This is a genomic window from Salmonella sp. SJTUF14076 (assembly GCF_015534835.1).
In the GTDB taxonomy this organism is placed as follows: Bacteria; Pseudomonadota; Gammaproteobacteria; order Enterobacterales; family Enterobacteriaceae; genus Salmonella; species Salmonella enterica.
In genome coordinates this window covers 185,813-201,391 of the sequence record NZ_CP064675.1, presented here as the reverse complement: position 1 = coordinate 201,391, position 15,579 = coordinate 185,813, and the positions used below count along the sequence as shown (strand labels likewise).

The 15,579-nt window shown below is 43.8% G+C and carries 7 protein-coding genes and 2 pseudogenes; 7 read left to right on the top strand and 2 right to left on the bottom strand.

All coding sequences use genetic code 11. The annotated features are described in order from the left end of the window. Positions 1-27 precede the first annotated feature (27 nt). The 5 genes and pseudogenes from rsp to trhN (HU143_RS23650) all read left to right on the top strand — a co-directional run. A complete protein-coding gene (gene rsp / locus HU143_RS23670; protein ID WP_001232107.1) occupies positions 28-4,332 on the top strand; it encodes an IncHI-type conjugal transfer protein RSP in 4,305 nt (1,434 codons plus the stop codon). 277 nt (positions 4,333-4,609) lie between these two features. After that, positions 4,610-5,122 (top strand): IncHI-type conjugal transfer protein TrhF, encoded by a 513-nt coding sequence (trhF, locus tag HU143_RS23665; protein WP_001286759.1) that lies wholly within the window; start codon positions 4,610-4,612, stop codon positions 5,120-5,122. Continuing rightward, the gene (locus HU143_RS23660) at positions 5,109-6,620 is read left to right on the top strand and encodes a TrbC family F-type conjugative pilus assembly protein (RefSeq protein WP_001256133.1); all 1,512 of its coding nucleotides are present in this window, start codon (positions 5,109-5,111) and stop codon (positions 6,618-6,620) included. The genes trhF and HU143_RS23660 overlap by 14 nt, the downstream gene beginning before the upstream one ends. Before the next feature lie 144 nt (positions 6,621-6,764). Next, positions 6,765-7,820 (top strand): IncHI-type conjugal transfer protein TrhU, encoded by a 1,056-nt coding sequence (gene trhU / locus HU143_RS23655; protein WP_181196458.1) that lies wholly within the window; start codon positions 6,765-6,767, stop codon positions 7,818-7,820. 18 nt (positions 7,821-7,838) lie between these two features. After that, positions 7,839-10,040 (top strand): annotated as a pseudogene (trhN, locus tag HU143_RS23650) (IncHI-type conjugal transfer protein TrhN); the annotation flags it as partial. An 11-nt stretch (positions 10,041-10,051) separates the two neighbouring features. On the opposite strand, the gene HU143_RS23645 reads toward trhN (HU143_RS23650), so the two are convergent. Beyond that, positions 10,052-11,280 (bottom strand): IS3 family transposase gene (locus HU143_RS23645; RefSeq protein ID WP_089541817.1). Its coding sequence is split into 2 segments (ribosomal slippage): positions 10,052-10,965 and positions 10,965-11,280, totalling 1,230 coding nucleotides; the frame shifts between segments, so codons are not numbered across the junction. A gap of 75 nt (positions 11,281-11,355) precedes the next feature. Between HU143_RS23645 and trhN (HU143_RS23640) the strand changes: the two are divergent. After that, positions 11,356-12,363 (top strand): annotated as a pseudogene (gene trhN / locus HU143_RS23640) (IncHI-type conjugal transfer protein TrhN); the annotation flags it as partial. Between the two features lie 28 nt (positions 12,364-12,391). Here trhN (HU143_RS23640) and HU143_RS23635 read toward each other — a convergent pair. Then, the gene (locus HU143_RS23635) at positions 12,392-13,264 is read right to left on the bottom strand and encodes a hypothetical protein (protein WP_000771832.1); all 873 of its coding nucleotides are present in this window, start codon (positions 13,262-13,264) and stop codon (positions 12,392-12,394) included. 179 nt (positions 13,265-13,443) lie between these two features. Here HU143_RS23635 and trhI point away from each other — a divergent pair, with 179 nt between their 5' ends. Next, positions 13,444-15,228: an IncHI-type conjugal transfer helicase TrhI gene (gene trhI, locus HU143_RS23630; RefSeq protein WP_042634277.1), complete on the top strand. Its 1,785-nt coding sequence runs from the start codon at positions 13,444-13,446 to the stop codon at positions 15,226-15,228. Positions 15,229-15,579: the final 351 nt, after the last annotated feature.

Genomic DNA, 15,579 nt, shown 5'->3' with positions numbered 1-15,579 from the left:
TTTTGCTCAGAAAAACAGGTATTCGTCATGAGAAAATCAGGTTTAGGTTTAGCCCTGTTGTTTTCTTTAATTGCTCCGATTAAAGCGGTCTATGCCGAAGCGATTATGATTTCAGGAAAGCTACAGGCTGATTTGCCAGCCGTATCCTTTGACCCGGGGCCGGGCGACTTTGTTGCATACGTTAATTCTAACACTATCACTGCCTCAGGTGCAGGCACAGCCTGTAATGTAACGGTTGATGATCGAGCGACTTCCTCTGTTGATAACCTCGTTTGTTTTTTTGAGTGGTTACCCAATACCTTGGGATTTACTTCTAACGGTTTCACTCTTTCAGGCGTTCCCAACACCACCGGTGATTTAAAACTACCTTACAAGATTTCTTACTTCTCTGGTTCTGAACGGAAAAAAGTTGAAATAGTAAAAGGTGAATATTCAATCAAAAGTGTGGCACCGGTAAAACCTACTATCACCGGTCTTAAATCATCCCTGAACGGATTAGTCTATGACGGCTTTTCTTTCAAATCGTATTTAAAGGATGAAGCGATCAAAGATATCGCTGTTTCTGTTGAGCCCCGCAATTATATTCAATACATCTCAATAGGTTCAGGCTCCGCCTGTGAAGTTCCTATTGGCGGAACTTCCTGTACCATTGAAGTTGGAAGCATTAAGGCCAGTGATACAGATGAACTTTTGGGTTCACGTGATATCACAATTACAGCAAACTCTAAGAATAATTATTTCGCACCTCCTGAATCCAAAAAGCTTGTTGTTAACTGGGATTATCGGCCTCCTGTAGTAGACCATACACTTTGGAATTTTACCGATGAGGCTAAAACAATCAAAGTAGGTGGCCAGGACATCTATACCGGAGCCAAAACCGTTGCTGTGGCCGTTAAGGTACCCCAGCAAGAAACAGAAGGTGAATGGTGGCTCCCAACAGCTATGTCGCTCACTATGACTCCGGATGGCGTGTTTAAACCGACGACTAAAGTGACTTTAGATGATGGCACTGAGATTGATTTCAAACAGTCCTGGGCAACCCCTTTACGTAGAACTTTACAGCCGGTAAGTGGACCTCAAAAAGTCGGTGATGAGTACCTCTATATCTTCGACTTAACGGATCTTATAAACGGGTCCTACGCAGCGACTTTTACAGTAGAAAATACGAGCAAAAACTCTTCTACGTACACTGAGCCTGAAAGCAAACTGATGCTGTCTGATAACCCAACGCTTATGGTTCTCAAAGATGGGCAGGTATTAACTAAACGAGCACCCGTATACTTCCTGAACGAGATTATCGTTGCAGCTTTCCAGGGGCAGGCTGGGGTTGCTGACATAAAATCAGTAACAATAGACAACAAAGTAGTTTCGTTAACACCTACAAATTATAGAGGTATTTACTACCTGCCGGTTGGAGACGATTTAGCAGTTAATTCGGATCACGAGATTACTGTGGTGGCTGAAAACCTTTATGGAAAAAACGTTAATTTCAGTACCGTTTTCACTTATCAACCTACTGGATTCACTCTCAAGAATCTGGAAAAAAACGTAACTCTTTACTCGCGTGTACGTCAGTATACGGACCTGCTTAGTCAAACAGCTGGTGATAAATGCACTCTGTTTACCACAGAGGAAAATGCGAATGCTTACCTCGCCTGGTATGGGGAAAAATCAGATGTTACAGCATGCTACCCTCAGTGGAACAATGTCCCTGATGGGTTGGAGTTCTATTTTAAAGGACGTACCCCGGGTCTAACTGGATTCTTTAATAAAACAGGTGAGAATCTGCTCGACTATCAAGTCTATATGATTAACGGGAAGGGCTCTAAAGCGGTATCCGCAAGGAATCGCCGTACTCTGACCACACAATTACCATACAACCCGATCATCTCTTACAAAAAGAATAAAGTCATAGCTGGCATCAATCCGAACACTGCTCTGGCTTATACGACCGGGGGGGAGGCCGCTCGAATATTAGCGAAGGTGGTACCAGCTGACGTTACGATGATCGTCTCTCAAAACGGCTCTGAGGCTGTCAAAACGTCATTTAAAAATCGTTCCTCAAACAACGATGCAACGACCTTTGTACAAAGGGTTAAGGTTGCTGCTGCACCATTGTGGACAAAGAACGTCTTTGACATAGCTGTAGAATACTCAAAGGATCCAGAATTAAGAACTACAGACACACTCAACGTATATACGGTGCCTGATTTCAATATTCGAGCATCGATGGAAGTGGATGACAGAAAAACAGCCACATCTCTTGAAGTGCCCTTAAAGGTAACAGTGGGGCGTTATAACAACTCCACACGTAAAAGTGCATTTGACCGTAAAACAATGGGAGAATGGGACGTCACGATATACTCGCAAAAAAGTGTATACGGCAAAGATCCAGAAACAGGCCGTTATAAAACTACATACGAAAGAACTGCGCTGACTGAAGCATTGCCGGTCAATGATGCGGGCATTGTCGAAACCAAGATTAAAATTGAAAATATGGATCTGGGTAATATGCGTCTGGTTGGTGTGGCTAAGGTCAGATCGCCATTCTCTGATTTTGAAATGAAACGTGAGACCAGTGCTGTAGGCATTCGAATCTATAAAGGTGAGGAACTGGAGGGTAACCTGTCGAAAAGCCTTATTATCGGAAGGATCCCACTTAGTACTCTGGTAAGCTTCAAATCTGCCAGTACTGCTAACTCTGACGCACTTGCCCCCACCGAATGGCAGCAGTCCTCTGATAATGGTCAAACCTGGAATATGCTTTCCGACATGACCGGAAAGAGAAGTGTAAGTATCAAAAAGACAGAAGTAGGAAAGTGGCTTTATAGGGCAAAAATGACCAATAAATTCACATCTAAGGTTTCCTACACAGATGCCTTAACGGTAGTTACCTACAAGCAGCCTAAGCTCAGTATAGATGTGACAGACATTCTTCAGGGCTCAGATGTACCTGTAACCCTGCTTGATAACGATGAGCCTATACCAGCAGGCACCGCTGAGGTTCTCTGGTCAGAGGATAAAGTCAACTGGGTGCAGGGAGATACAACTTACACTGTGGCTTCAGCTGATACCCTACCGTCTACGATTTATGCCCGGATGCGTTACCTTGATTCCGATGAACTGGCAGAGGAGTCTTCATGGAAGGAAACGTCTGCTCGGTTGGCAGCCGCAAAACCCAAGCGCCTTTCTGTCTCGGTAACGGGGGTTTCTAAGGTAGAGGTTGGTCAAAAAGTTACTTTGGAAGGTAAGTTCACGAACCCTAACAGTAAGTACCAGAATGGTAATAACGTAGTTGAAGAATGGAAAACACCGGATGGCCAGACATTTAAAGGCTCTACACTGTCTGTTACCCTTACTGAGCAAATGTTGGATAAACAGGGATATGCTGCTTTTGAATACAGTGCATGGTTAGCGGACAATAAGGAGAATACGGTTTCTACCCGTAGAGTTTCTGTCAAATCGTGGGTTTATAAATTCCCCGAAATGAAAATAAGCTCCAAACTTAAATACGACATGGCACCGACCACCCTACGCGTTGCGTTGAGCGGTATTAAGGATGGAGACTATCCTGGTGTTACTTATTCCCGAGAATGGATTTACGACAAAGAGAATCTGGTAATCACTAAAGATGAAGGTGACACCAAAGAATTTACAATTGAAAATCCTGGCAAATATACATTGATGGTTGTTTTCAAAGATAACCGCAACAATGAACAGCGTATCGAAAATACCTTTGTTGTCGATGAACAAACGCCAATGAACGTTGAGATGACACCCAAGTTCTCTAACAAATATATGAGAGCTCCACTCGATGTAACCTTAAGGTCAAACATCAAGCTATCTCATTCGGCGGACTCGATAGATACGGTCACATACAAGGTGAACGGTGAGGTAATACCCAGCGGCAAAAATTATTGGGCTCAACTGATTTCGGGTTTAAAAGAAAAGAAATACGAGATCACAATTGATGTTGTTAGTAAACTTGGACAGAGAGGTTCAGCATCTGTTGAGTTTGATGTCGTTAAAAACGCAGTGCCTAATTGTACATTGAGCTACACGGAAACCAACCTAAGCTGGAGCTTTACCAATAAATGTGATGATACTGATGGAAAAATGGTTAGATATGAATGGTTCATCAACGGCGAATTAAGGAACGTTTTCGGTAGTACGGCTACACTTTCTAAAAACCTTAACCGTGGTAAGCAGGACATAAAAGTAATTGCTTATGATGATAGTGGAGACTTTGCAACGCAGCACGTGACAGTTTTCGGACCGGCTGAAGAGGCAAGTAAGTCTGAAAACACTGTATCAATACCAAGCAGTGAGTAATAAATTTTTAAATATAAAGCCGGGACATTTTGTCCCGGCTTTTTTATGCCCAACAATTGGACCTTTGAAAAATTAATACCGGAAAGTAACTTTGCTACAAAGGTATCTTTCATGGCCGCTAACAAGGCTGCGTCTACATGCTGAGAAATTAACATCCTTATAGGTTAATATTAGGTTAGTTTGCAGACTTCCGAGCGTTGAAAAACATGGATAATAGTTACTTGGATAGAGGTGTATCTACTTAGTAAAAATATTCTTCAGTGCTAGTGAGAAAAATATGAGCGACTACATACCTAAAAAGAGAGGGCTGCTTATACTGGATTGGTATGTCCCCATTAATATTTTATTGCTGATTCTCGTTATGTGTGTCTTTTTCACCCGTTATACATTTGGATACGGTTTATTGAATGGGTGCCTGCCTGCTGATTTTTATATGATTGATCATTCGGATAAAACTATTAAAACTGGTGAACTCATAGCTTTCAACATGCCGAAATCGGTTCGTTTTATCCCAGAAAATGAACGAGTCATAAAAATTGTTGCCGGTGTGGGCGGTGACAAACTCAAAGTAACAATGGATGGGGTTTATAACGGGGACAAATTTTTTGAAGCTAATGCACGTCGTATTTCAAAGAAATACAGTATTCCGTCCATTTTGATTGAAAAAGAATTGATAATTCCTGAAGGCGAAGTTTTCCTAATTGGGCAAACCGATCACTCATGGGATTCCCGTTTTTGGGGAACAGTAAAGCTGAATTCAGTAATTGGGAAAACATATGCGATCTTTTAATGTAAATAAAAAATATTTACCAATACTTCCTGGACTTGCGTTATGTGCAGTTTTAAGTAATACAAATGCAAGCACTGAGTATCAACATGATGCTGACCTAATCGCTCAGCAAGCAAAAGGGCTTGGCGCTCAGGCTAAAGGTGCACAGCAGCCAGATGGGGCTCTTAGCCTTGATGCTACGCTAAATTCACCAGATGTGCAGAAGTACATTGCGCAAGCTGAAGCACTCAAAAAAAACCAGGACCTGAGCAGGCAAACAAACCGTGGTTACGTGCCCGGTATGAATGCGGATAGTGTTCAAGCAGTTATAGACCATACCCAGGCTATAAGGGCCCAAAGTAATAACTCTGATGCTGTCAACGATATAATTAGAAGACGTGATGAAATTCAGGAAAACGCCAGCCTTAATGAAGCGGCTCTGAAAGCTGTGGAAAATAAGCCGGAAGTCATGCGAGGACAATCTAAAAATATCGAAAAATTGTTTGGTTCCTCGGGCATCACAGCTGCTGACTTCGAAAGAAAAATGGATAGCACACGTGAAGAAGCACTATCAACTGAAAATGGTATAACGATCTTTGCTTCATTTAGCTTACCGGATTATGTACTGGAAGACCTTTTACGTACGGCCTCAGAGCATAAAGCTCGTGTAGTTTTCAATGGTCTAAAGAAAGGAACTACTCGGCTACCAGAGACACAGGCAGCAATAAACCAAATGATTGTCAAAGGAAAATTTGAATCTCCTTTGATTACAATTGATCCTGATAGCTTCAGTCAGTATCAAGTAACTCAAGTACCGACAATTATTTCTCGGGAGCAAGCTCGTTTTGCAAAAATGGTAGGGTCCTTCAACGTTGAGTTTTTTCAGCGAGAACTTGCTAAAAAACCCGATCAGGACATTTTTCCTGTTGCTGGTACGATTTATCCCGTTGAAGAAAAGAGCATCATTAAAGAACTGGAAGAACGCGCACAAAAATATGACTGGGAAGGTGCAAAAAAAAGGGCCGTTGCGGACACCTGGAAAAATCAATGGATGGTCGATCTCCCTCCTGCCCAGGAACACAAAGAATTTTTAATTGACCCTACAGTGAGGGTCACTCAGGACGTAAAAGATAAGCAGGGCCGTGTAATAGCTTCCGCCGGTGAGTTGATTAATCCACTTTCGAGATTTCCTCAAAACCTGACGATGATAATTTTCGATCCACTCAATCCGGGCCAGCTGGTATGGGCTGAGCAGCAGTATCGACAACGTCTGGGTAGTGGAAAAGTAATGCCAATGTTTACCCGTATCCAAAAAGATAATGGATGGGATCACCTAAATGATTTACGTGAAAAATTTAACGGTAAGGTGTTTAAAGTAAACGAACAGATTATCTCACGCTTTCAGATTAAAAATACACCTGCGCTTATAACTACTGACCAAGATAAATTCCGGATCACCCTGTTTAGCGAGGCAGAAGTCCGTGGAATCGGAGCCCCAAATCTTTCAGAGGAAAAATAATATGAAACTCGGATTTATTATAGGCGCTCTCTTTGCAACATGGCTGACGCTAAATTATCCGGACCAGATGAGAAGTTATTTTACCAAAGCCGTCGACTATATCGAAAGTGTTGCAACATTTATTACATCCAAGTGAGCATGATGGTGAAAAAATTCAAAAAGTTACTTTTAGAGTTCATTGTAGCAGTTATGCTTTCGCTTTCTATACCTGGTATGGCTATGGCAGCAGATGCTGGAGTCCCTGGGGCTATGTGTCAGTCAGCTGGAGTGTGGCAGGGCTTGATTAAGAATATCTGTTGGAGCTGCATTTTTCCCATGAGGATAATGGGCATAGGGGCTGCTCCAGAAGGCGCTGCACCTTCACGTCCGGGTTGCTACTGCACAGATCAGAACGGCGTACCGGAAATAGGTTGGCAATTGAGCTTCTTTCAGCCGGTGAAGATTGTAGAAGTTGTAAAGAGCCCCTGGTGCAGCCCCTTTCTTGAAGGCACGATGCTTCAAAAATCGCAGTTTGATATTGGTAAAAGCAACACTAATCAGCCAATGACAGCAACTGAAGCCGGATTTTACGATGTTCATCTTTGGGAGTTCCCAATCATGACAATGCTCAAATTACTGATTATTGGCGAGTGCACTGCTGAACCCTATATAGATGCCAGCCTGACCTATATAAGCGAAGTGGACCCTATGTGGGAAAGTGATCTGCTTACACTCGTCCTGAATCCCGAGGCAGTAGTTTTTGCAAACCCAATTGCCTCAATGGTGTGCGCTGCTGACTGTGTAGCAGTAACAGCAGGAAAGGATAATCTCGCTGCATACTTTTGTGCCGGATGCGATGGCAACCTTTACCCATTAACCGGCCACATTTACGCAAATGATGACGCTGTAAGGACGAGTTCACTGATTACCCAGCGTCTTCTGACAAAACTACATCGCCAAGGCATGCTGATGCGAACGATGGGAGCAGACGCAATGTGTGAGAAAACGTGGGAATACTTTACACCACGTTCCCAGTATCGGCTTTCAATGCTTTTCCCTACTCCTGAGGCGAAGGGACCGGATTGCTGTCATCGTCTTGGTGATTCGGTACACGACTGGTCAACCCTTAAAGGTGGGCGCAAAAAAATAGGCAACGATAATTATGTCTATATGTTGTGGCGTTACAATGACTGTTGTGTTCGCTACGTTCCAGGCGTTTGATTTCTAAGGAGAAAATAAGTGAAACTTAGAAAAACAATCACCTCAGCGATTATTGCATCAATGGTTGCCAATACTATGAGTTGGGCTTTTTATGTCACACTCATAAACATGGTAATGACACCACGTGTTTACGCTGCTGACGCTATATTTGACCAGCTCGAAAATAATTTTAACCTTGCAAATCCTAACGCAAATCGCAATGCAACCACCAGTGCTCAGGACATTGTGGAGAAATACAAGAACGCGGATTCAGGCGAGAATGTCAGTGGGAAGATCACCGAGAAATACGTGGGTAAAGCCGAATCCGCTAATCTTAATCTCGGGAAGTATGGGGCAGGGAACTCTAATGAAAGTGTCATGAAAAATGCCGCATCCGATGGAAAGTCTATTGGTAGCGCCGTACAACTGCCGAGTATGTCTGGAGGGACAATCAATTCAAACTACACCAAGGAAGGGGCAAAGCTGCTCTCTCGTGATGCTAATGGCAACATTGGTATAAGCAGTAATCCCAATACTACTCCTGGAACCAAAACAAATACGGGAGAGATTTTCAGCTCAGAGCAAAAGCACAGCGATATAAAGTTCAACGCCGCAGATCGTTATGGGGATGAGGATGGCTTTGTTAACGATATAAAGAATCGGAAAAGCCAGTTATTTGATGCTCAAAGTTATGATGGCGTTGCCTACCGCACCCTCGTAAATGCTAACAAGGACAACCCGGCATCGTCTGTAAAGCCTAACGATCCCATGTTTACTGCGGGGAGAAATGAGATAACCAATGCTGTTGCTGGTACTGGAAACTGGCTTCAGAACTGTAATGTTGAGACCTCCAAAAAAACAATAACCACACACTATCCTGATTACAAAGAGTTCTACTGTAACTCGCCTAAGCAAGATAACTTCAGCAGCTGCACGATAACTCGTGACTTCTCTGTTCCTGTATACATTTCAGGCGGAAACGGAGACATGTCGATGTGCGGCGATAATTGTGTGCGTATATGGTTTGGTCGCCGTGATGACAACTACTGGAGTGACGGGGTATTTGATAACGAACTGACATTAAAATTCCATCCGGATGCAAAATTGGCCTCAGCAAAGATTGTTAACGCGGAGTGGGATGACCACATGCGGGTAACACTTGATGGCACGCAGATTTTTGCTCACATAGATGGTGCATATCGAGAAAGTGACTATCCGGCTCCAAAGGGATCTTGGGAGTTAAAAAAATCGTGGAAACTCGACAAAGTATACGATGTAACTGAAAAGGTCAGAAAATCAGTTTATGAAGAACCTGATCGTGAAGTGACAATGGCATCCAGAGTCTGGGTTGGTGGGGGAGGTGAAGGGTACTTTGAGGTTGAGCTGACGTTTGAAAATATGAAGCTCGAAGATAAGCACGTCCAGGAACCAGCTGGTTGTTACGATGCTGTACAAACACCAAATACATTCTGCCGTTTCGATCGGTTTAAAGATATGGATGTTGGCACGAAGCGGCTTCCGGAAAGCGTGCTTTCTATGGCAAAGCCGCTGTATGAAGGCGATAAAGGCTTTCTTACCTGGAAGACTAACCTTGAAGGCTATTTTTGTGATCCATTGGCTAAAGACAAGATTTGCTCTTATGACGCCAGTGGGAAAATTATGAAAGACGCTAATGGAAAGGACCTCTGTTACAACTACGAAGAAATTAAGAGTATGCCTGATGCATGTAGTTCTTATAAAAATGATGCAGCATGTGTACTCGATAAACAAACATGTGCAGAGGGTTGGTTCGATGAGGGCACTAACAGCTGCTACATGTATGAACAGAAATACACCTGTGACAGAGGTAAGGATGTAGTTCGTGAGGTTGAATCTTCTACAAATGCCTGTGTTGGCATGATCCCATGTTCTGGAGGAACATGCGAAACTGGGCCAAAGGAAGAGAACAACGATTTTGGAAAAGTTGCGGCTTATTCAAACATGGTTCAGTACATGCAGGGCGAAGCCAAATGCGAAGACCCTAACGATGCCAATTCCTGTTCTGTCTTTGAAGGAAAACCTGAATGGTGTGGTCGTTCAGTAGGCTTTGTAAATGGCCTGGCAAAGACGGACTGCTGCGAAGCACCGCAGGGAACCGCAGGAGCACTTGAAGGTATCATGCTTGCCGGATCTATGATCAGAAACACTAACTGGACCAGAGTTAATGCTCAGCTAATAAAATGGACCGGCGGTGATACAGGTTGGATTTGCCCCTATATTTCCAGACACCTGTTATCACTTAACCCATTACTGGCCTGCTGCCGCAGATATTCCCGTGGCGAGCGATAACCCAGTGCACTATGCGGATGCCATTCGTTATAATGCTCGAACGCCTCTGCAAGGTTCTTTGCTGCCGTTAACCCGTCTGGTTTAGGCATGATACTGATGTAGTCACGCTTTATCGTTTTCACGAAGCTCTCTGCTATGCCGTTACTCTCCGGACTCCGCACCGCCGTGTTCTTCGGTTCAAGCCCCAACATCCGGGCAAACTGCCGTGTTTCATTAGCCCGGTAGCATGAACCATTATCCGTCAGCCACTCTACTGGAGACGCCGGAAGCTCGTTGCCGAAGCGGCGTTCCACCGCTCCCAGCATGACGTCCTGTACTGTTTCACTGTCGAAGCCGCCCGTAGTGACTGCCCAGTGCAGTGCCTCACGGTCACAGCAGTCCAGCGCGAACGTGACTCGCAGTTTTTCTCCGTTATCACAGCGGAACTCGAACCCGTCAGAGCACCATCGTTGATTGCTTTCTTTCACGGCCACTTTGCCAGTATGTGCCCGTTTCGATGGCGGTACAGCGGTTTTTCGCTCAAGCAACAGCGCATTCTGGCGCATGATCCGGTAAACACGTTTGGCATTGATCGCAGGCATACCATCAAGTTCGGCCTGTCTGCGAAGCAGCGCCCATACCCGACGATAACCATACGTGGGCAGCTCTCCGATAACATGGTGTATACGGAGAAGCACATCCGTATCATCTGAGTGACGGCTGCGGCGACCATCTTTCCAGTCATCGGTTCGTCTGAGAATTACGTGCAACTGCGCACGCGACACCCGGAGACAACGGCTGACTAAGCTTACTCCCCATCCCCGGGCAATAAGGGCGCGTGCGCTATCCACTTTTTTGCACGCCCGTATTCAACGGCTTCTTTAAGGAGTTCATTTTCCATCGTTTTTTTGCCGAGCAGGCGCTGGAGTTCTTTAATCTGCTTCATGGCAGCAGCAAGTTCAGAGGCAGGAACGACCTGCTCTCCTGCGGCCACAGCAGTAAGACTTCCCTCCTGGTATTGCTTGCGCCAGAGAAATAACTGGCTGGCTGCCACACCGTGTTGCCGGGCAACAAGGGAGACCGTCATTCCCGGTTCAAAACTCTGCTGAACAATAGCGATCTTTTCCTGTGTAGTACGCCGTCTGCGTTTCTCCGGTCCTAAGACATCAATCATCTGCTCTCCAATGACTAGTCTAAAAACTAGTATTAAGACTATCACTTATTTAAGTGATATTGGTTGTCTGGAGATTCAGGGGGCCAGTCTACAGGTACATGGGCTTCTATGTCCAATGCGGTCGGTGAGTGGACTGCATCAGCTGGTAAAACAGTAGGGCAAATGTGGAACAATGTCACGAGCTCCTTAACGAGCGTATATGAAAACGTCGCTGGTAATCTAAGCAGGGCAGTTGGGTCTTCCGCAACTTCTGGAGGGGCAGGAGGTGCTGGCCAGTTGGCACAGGAAACAATGTCCAGCTTCGGTATAGGTCAGCTTAAGCAGATGGCAATGAAGAAAGCCTACGAATTGCTACCAGATACAGTTCGAGACTTTGTCTTTAAGAACGTTGCTACTACCGGAGGAGAGGTTGTCTTCTCGGCTGCGGTTCAAAACTTTATGCTTGCATTAAACGTGATCGGTTGGATTTATACAGCCTATCAGGTCACTAAAATGCTTTTAGAAATGTTGGTAGCATGCGACCAGAAAGAGATGGAAGCTTCTATTCATAAGAATCAAAAATCCTGTTTTACATTAGATACGGAACGATGCGTCAAATATCTGAATGTTGGTTTCACAAAGAAATGCGTTAAAAAAGCAACAGACATGTGCTGTTATAATTCCATGTTGTCACGCGTTATTATGCAACAAGCTTATCCGCAATTAGGAATAGACCCTGTCGCCTCTAATTGCGTGGGGCTATCAATAAAGCAAATACAGCAACTGGATTTCGATAAAATTGATCTGACGGAGTGGATTAATGATGCAGTTCAGGTAGGAGAAGTTCCTGATCAATATTCAAAATTCTCCGAAGAATCAATTGTGGAAAACTTACCATTCCAGAATGAGAACTATCAACTTCCATCAGAACGTACCAAGGAAGCAATGGGCGGTGAAGAAAATATGATAAAGGCCAGACAAGAAAATGCTCAGGCTATAAAAGAGGAAAATGTAGATTGTAGCTATTTACCTCGACCGGCCATATGTGAGGTAGGTTCAACTACGCTGGATCCGGTTACGGGCAAGCAGTTGCCGAAATATTGAAGAAGGGGCCGTTAGGCCCCTTTTTTAATTACTTGGCTTTCAATGTTTTTTCTGGGAAGCCTTTTTTACCGTATTCACCGGTAAAGAGGTAATAATCTTTTCCGTTGATGGAGGCTGCAACACCCCCTGGAGTTGTTGTATTTGGGCTATCAGAACGGAAAATGATACCCGAAAAATCAGCGCTTGTTTCGTTTCCTTTAAATGGGATGAACACATAACGAATTACAGCGTAATCACCAGCGGGAAGGTTTAGCTGAGGAATTTCGGTTCCTGTTGCGGGGCGAATCGCCTGAAAGCTGTACATTGAATCTGTAGGGAAAACATCAGCATCAGGCTTAGAGGGCAGATCACAGGTACTCCATTTATTGACGACTGCCATATCAATTTTACATGTGGCCAGAGCTGCTTTCTGTTTTTCAGGGTTGTATCCAAATGAGGCCTGAGTTGCTTTTGTATGCTCAAAAACATACTTAGCTCCTTCACGTACCAAACTTTCATCATTGTAAGGCAATTTTTTTGGATTGGGGACGAACACTAGGTATTGATTGACCTGGATGTATTCGGCGTCAGAAGAACTGTACAAAGAGCCGAGGCTCATGATCCCAAAACCTTTTAGACCGCCTGTTACGTAGCCCATCGAACTATTGATGAGATACTTAGAAAGAAAGTTGTCGGCATCCCCTCCAGGAGTAACCTCTTGCTCCTTAAAATTAACGTCGAAACCAGCAAACGAATAGGCATTCTTGGCGACAGAATCATTTGCTTTAGCATGCCAGTACTGGCCGTGACTGTACGCATTCAGAGCGGTGCCTGGCGTAGTGCCGGTGTCACCGGCACAACCCGATAGGGAAAAACCAATGACGACAGAAGAGACCAGAGATACTAAACGTAAAAGTTTCATTTAAAGCCCTTTTTGTAATGTCTTTTGGAGATGGAACCATTATTCCATAGTCACGCGTTTCACAAACAACCTGATTGCATAAAAAAGGAAAAAAAGTGATTTCCAGTAGAACCAGCAGTACACAAGAAAAGCGCTTTTATAAAAATGTATAATTATTAAAACGAAGTAATGAGGTTGAAATGGGTAAGCCAACAGAAGAGCAAAGACCTGTTATCGAGAATGCTAGCGCAAACAATATGGTGATAGCAGCGCCTGGATCAGGCAAATCATTCACCATGATAGAAGCGGTTATATCGATTCTCAAAAAGTATCCATATGCAAGAATCGGGATGGTGACCTTTACTCGCGCTGCAACAAACGCACTTGCAGCAAAGTTACAAAAGCGATTGAGCAAGAAGGATCTTGACCGGGTGCTGGTGGATACTTTTCACGGACTCGTTAAGAAGCAACTGGACATGATTCGCTGGCCGGGAAAGATGTTGATAGGGCCAGCACAGAGATCTGTCATTCACCGGGCTTTGAAAGAATCCGGTGTAACGATGAAGTTTGCTGAAGCTGAATTCGTTATTGATGCTATCGGCAGAGAAATGGATACGGATGTGATTTCAGTTCGGCATAACAGACAACAGATCCATTTATTTAATACCTATCAGGCGTTATGCCAGAAAGACCATGTGGCGGACCTCAATGCTCTTTCAAAATTTGTTGTCGGTCAAATGCATTCGGGAAAAATGCGCACGTTAGATTTGACACATTTGATAGTAGACGAAGTTCAGGATACTGACTCTATACAATTCTCATGGATAGCATTGCATACAAGAGCTGGAGTCTATACGAGTATAGTTGGAGACGATGATCAGGCCATCTACTCCTTCAGATCCTCAGGAGGAGTCAAAATATTTCAACAGTTTGAAAAACACTTCAGACCTAACATATTTTACTTAAACACATGCTTTAGGTGTGAACCTGAAATTTTAGAGGTGGCCGGAGCACTGATAGGAAAGAATGTTTACCGTTATGCCAAAGAGTTACGCTCGGCAAAAAAGGGAGGAGGAAAGGTCACTTTTCGTTCATATGTAGATATGGAGGAACAGATACAGGGTATTTTAAGCCTTATAAATCAGGATCCACATGGATGGGCAATTCTAAGCCGCAATAATGCTCACTTGGATGAGCTAGAAAGTTTGATCGAACAGCCAGTAATTCGTTACGGAGGTAAATCATTCTGGGATGAAAAAGAAACAAGCGATGTGTTAAGCCTTATGGCCTTTTTCCGACAATCAAATGATCCTCGCTTAATGAAGAGAGTATTGGCATTGTTTGGAGAACAGGAATCAGTTTTGGATGATGTGGCATTGAGTATGAGAGGAAGAAAAGTTACTTTTGGCGACCTTGCCATCCCGGAGGACAGTTCTCTCGAAACAAAAACATTACATTCAAACTTCGTGCGCTTTACCCAGGAAAGTACTGATAAAGTTGAGATAGCAAAACGTTTCGCCAACCTTACGAAATGGATGGAATCGTCGTCAATCAAGATGAGGAGTAATAAAGGTACAGCAACCTTAACAAAAATTGCTTTAGACACTTGTAAACAGTGGGCAGAAAAGACTGGTTGGATGAATATGATCAATCGTGCTGCTGCAATGTCATTAGGCCCTAGGAAGAAGGACGAGGAATACAGCCCAGAGAAAGTAGTCCTATCAACCTTGCATGGTTCAAAGGGTCTTGAGTGGAATAAAGTAATAATAATGAGTTGTAATGCGGATCAGATACCAAGTAAAAGATCAGTTGGGGAGGAGGCAATAGAAGAAGAAAGACGTTTGCTTTATGTTGGATTTACGCGTGCAGAAAAGCAACTTTTTGTAATGTGGTATGGTGACCCTTCTTTCTTTTTAAGAGAATGCAGTGAAGAAAAGATAAAAGAAGCAGCTAATATTCGAATTTCTCCAGTTTATACAGAATAATTCGATATGGGCATTTACTTATGCTTAAAGCTATAGTATAAAAACAATGAGCTTAAATATCAGCTCCCAAATTTGAGTAACTTTGCTTAAAGTTACTTTCGCGTTAAGCGTTGATTTAGCCGTGAAAAGCGGCCAGCTTAAACAAGCTGTAAGACACCACCGGCAAAATGTCACCTTTGTCGCTGGTGCACTTCCCATGCCTGAAAAAGGCAATCTGAATTTACCAAACCGTAACTAATTTAGCTCCTCCTGGAGCTATTTTTGTTGCGTACTTCTAATGCCAGATAGTATAAATCAGGCGGTTCATAGCTTACGGGAGATGAATGACAGGCTTTGCCTTCGTGTTGAAAC

Excerpts from the sequence above, each read along its gene's own strand:
- HU143_RS23635 (WP_000771832.1), bottom strand. The coding sequence starts at position 13,264 with ATGAAACTTTTACGTTTAGTATCTCTGGTCTCTTCTGTCGTCATTGGT.
- trhI (WP_042634277.1), top strand. The coding sequence starts at position 13,444 with ATGGGTAAGCCAACAGAAGAGCAAAGACCTGTTATCGAGAATGCTAGC.
- HU143_RS23660 (WP_001256133.1), top strand. The coding sequence starts at position 5,109 with ATGCGATCTTTTAATGTAAATAAAAAATATTTACCAATACTTCCTGGA.
- trhF (WP_001286759.1), top strand. The coding sequence starts at position 4,610 with ATGAGCGACTACATACCTAAAAAGAGAGGGCTGCTTATACTGGATTGG.
- rsp (WP_001232107.1), top strand. The coding sequence starts at position 28 with ATGAGAAAATCAGGTTTAGGTTTAGCCCTGTTGTTTTCTTTAATTGCT.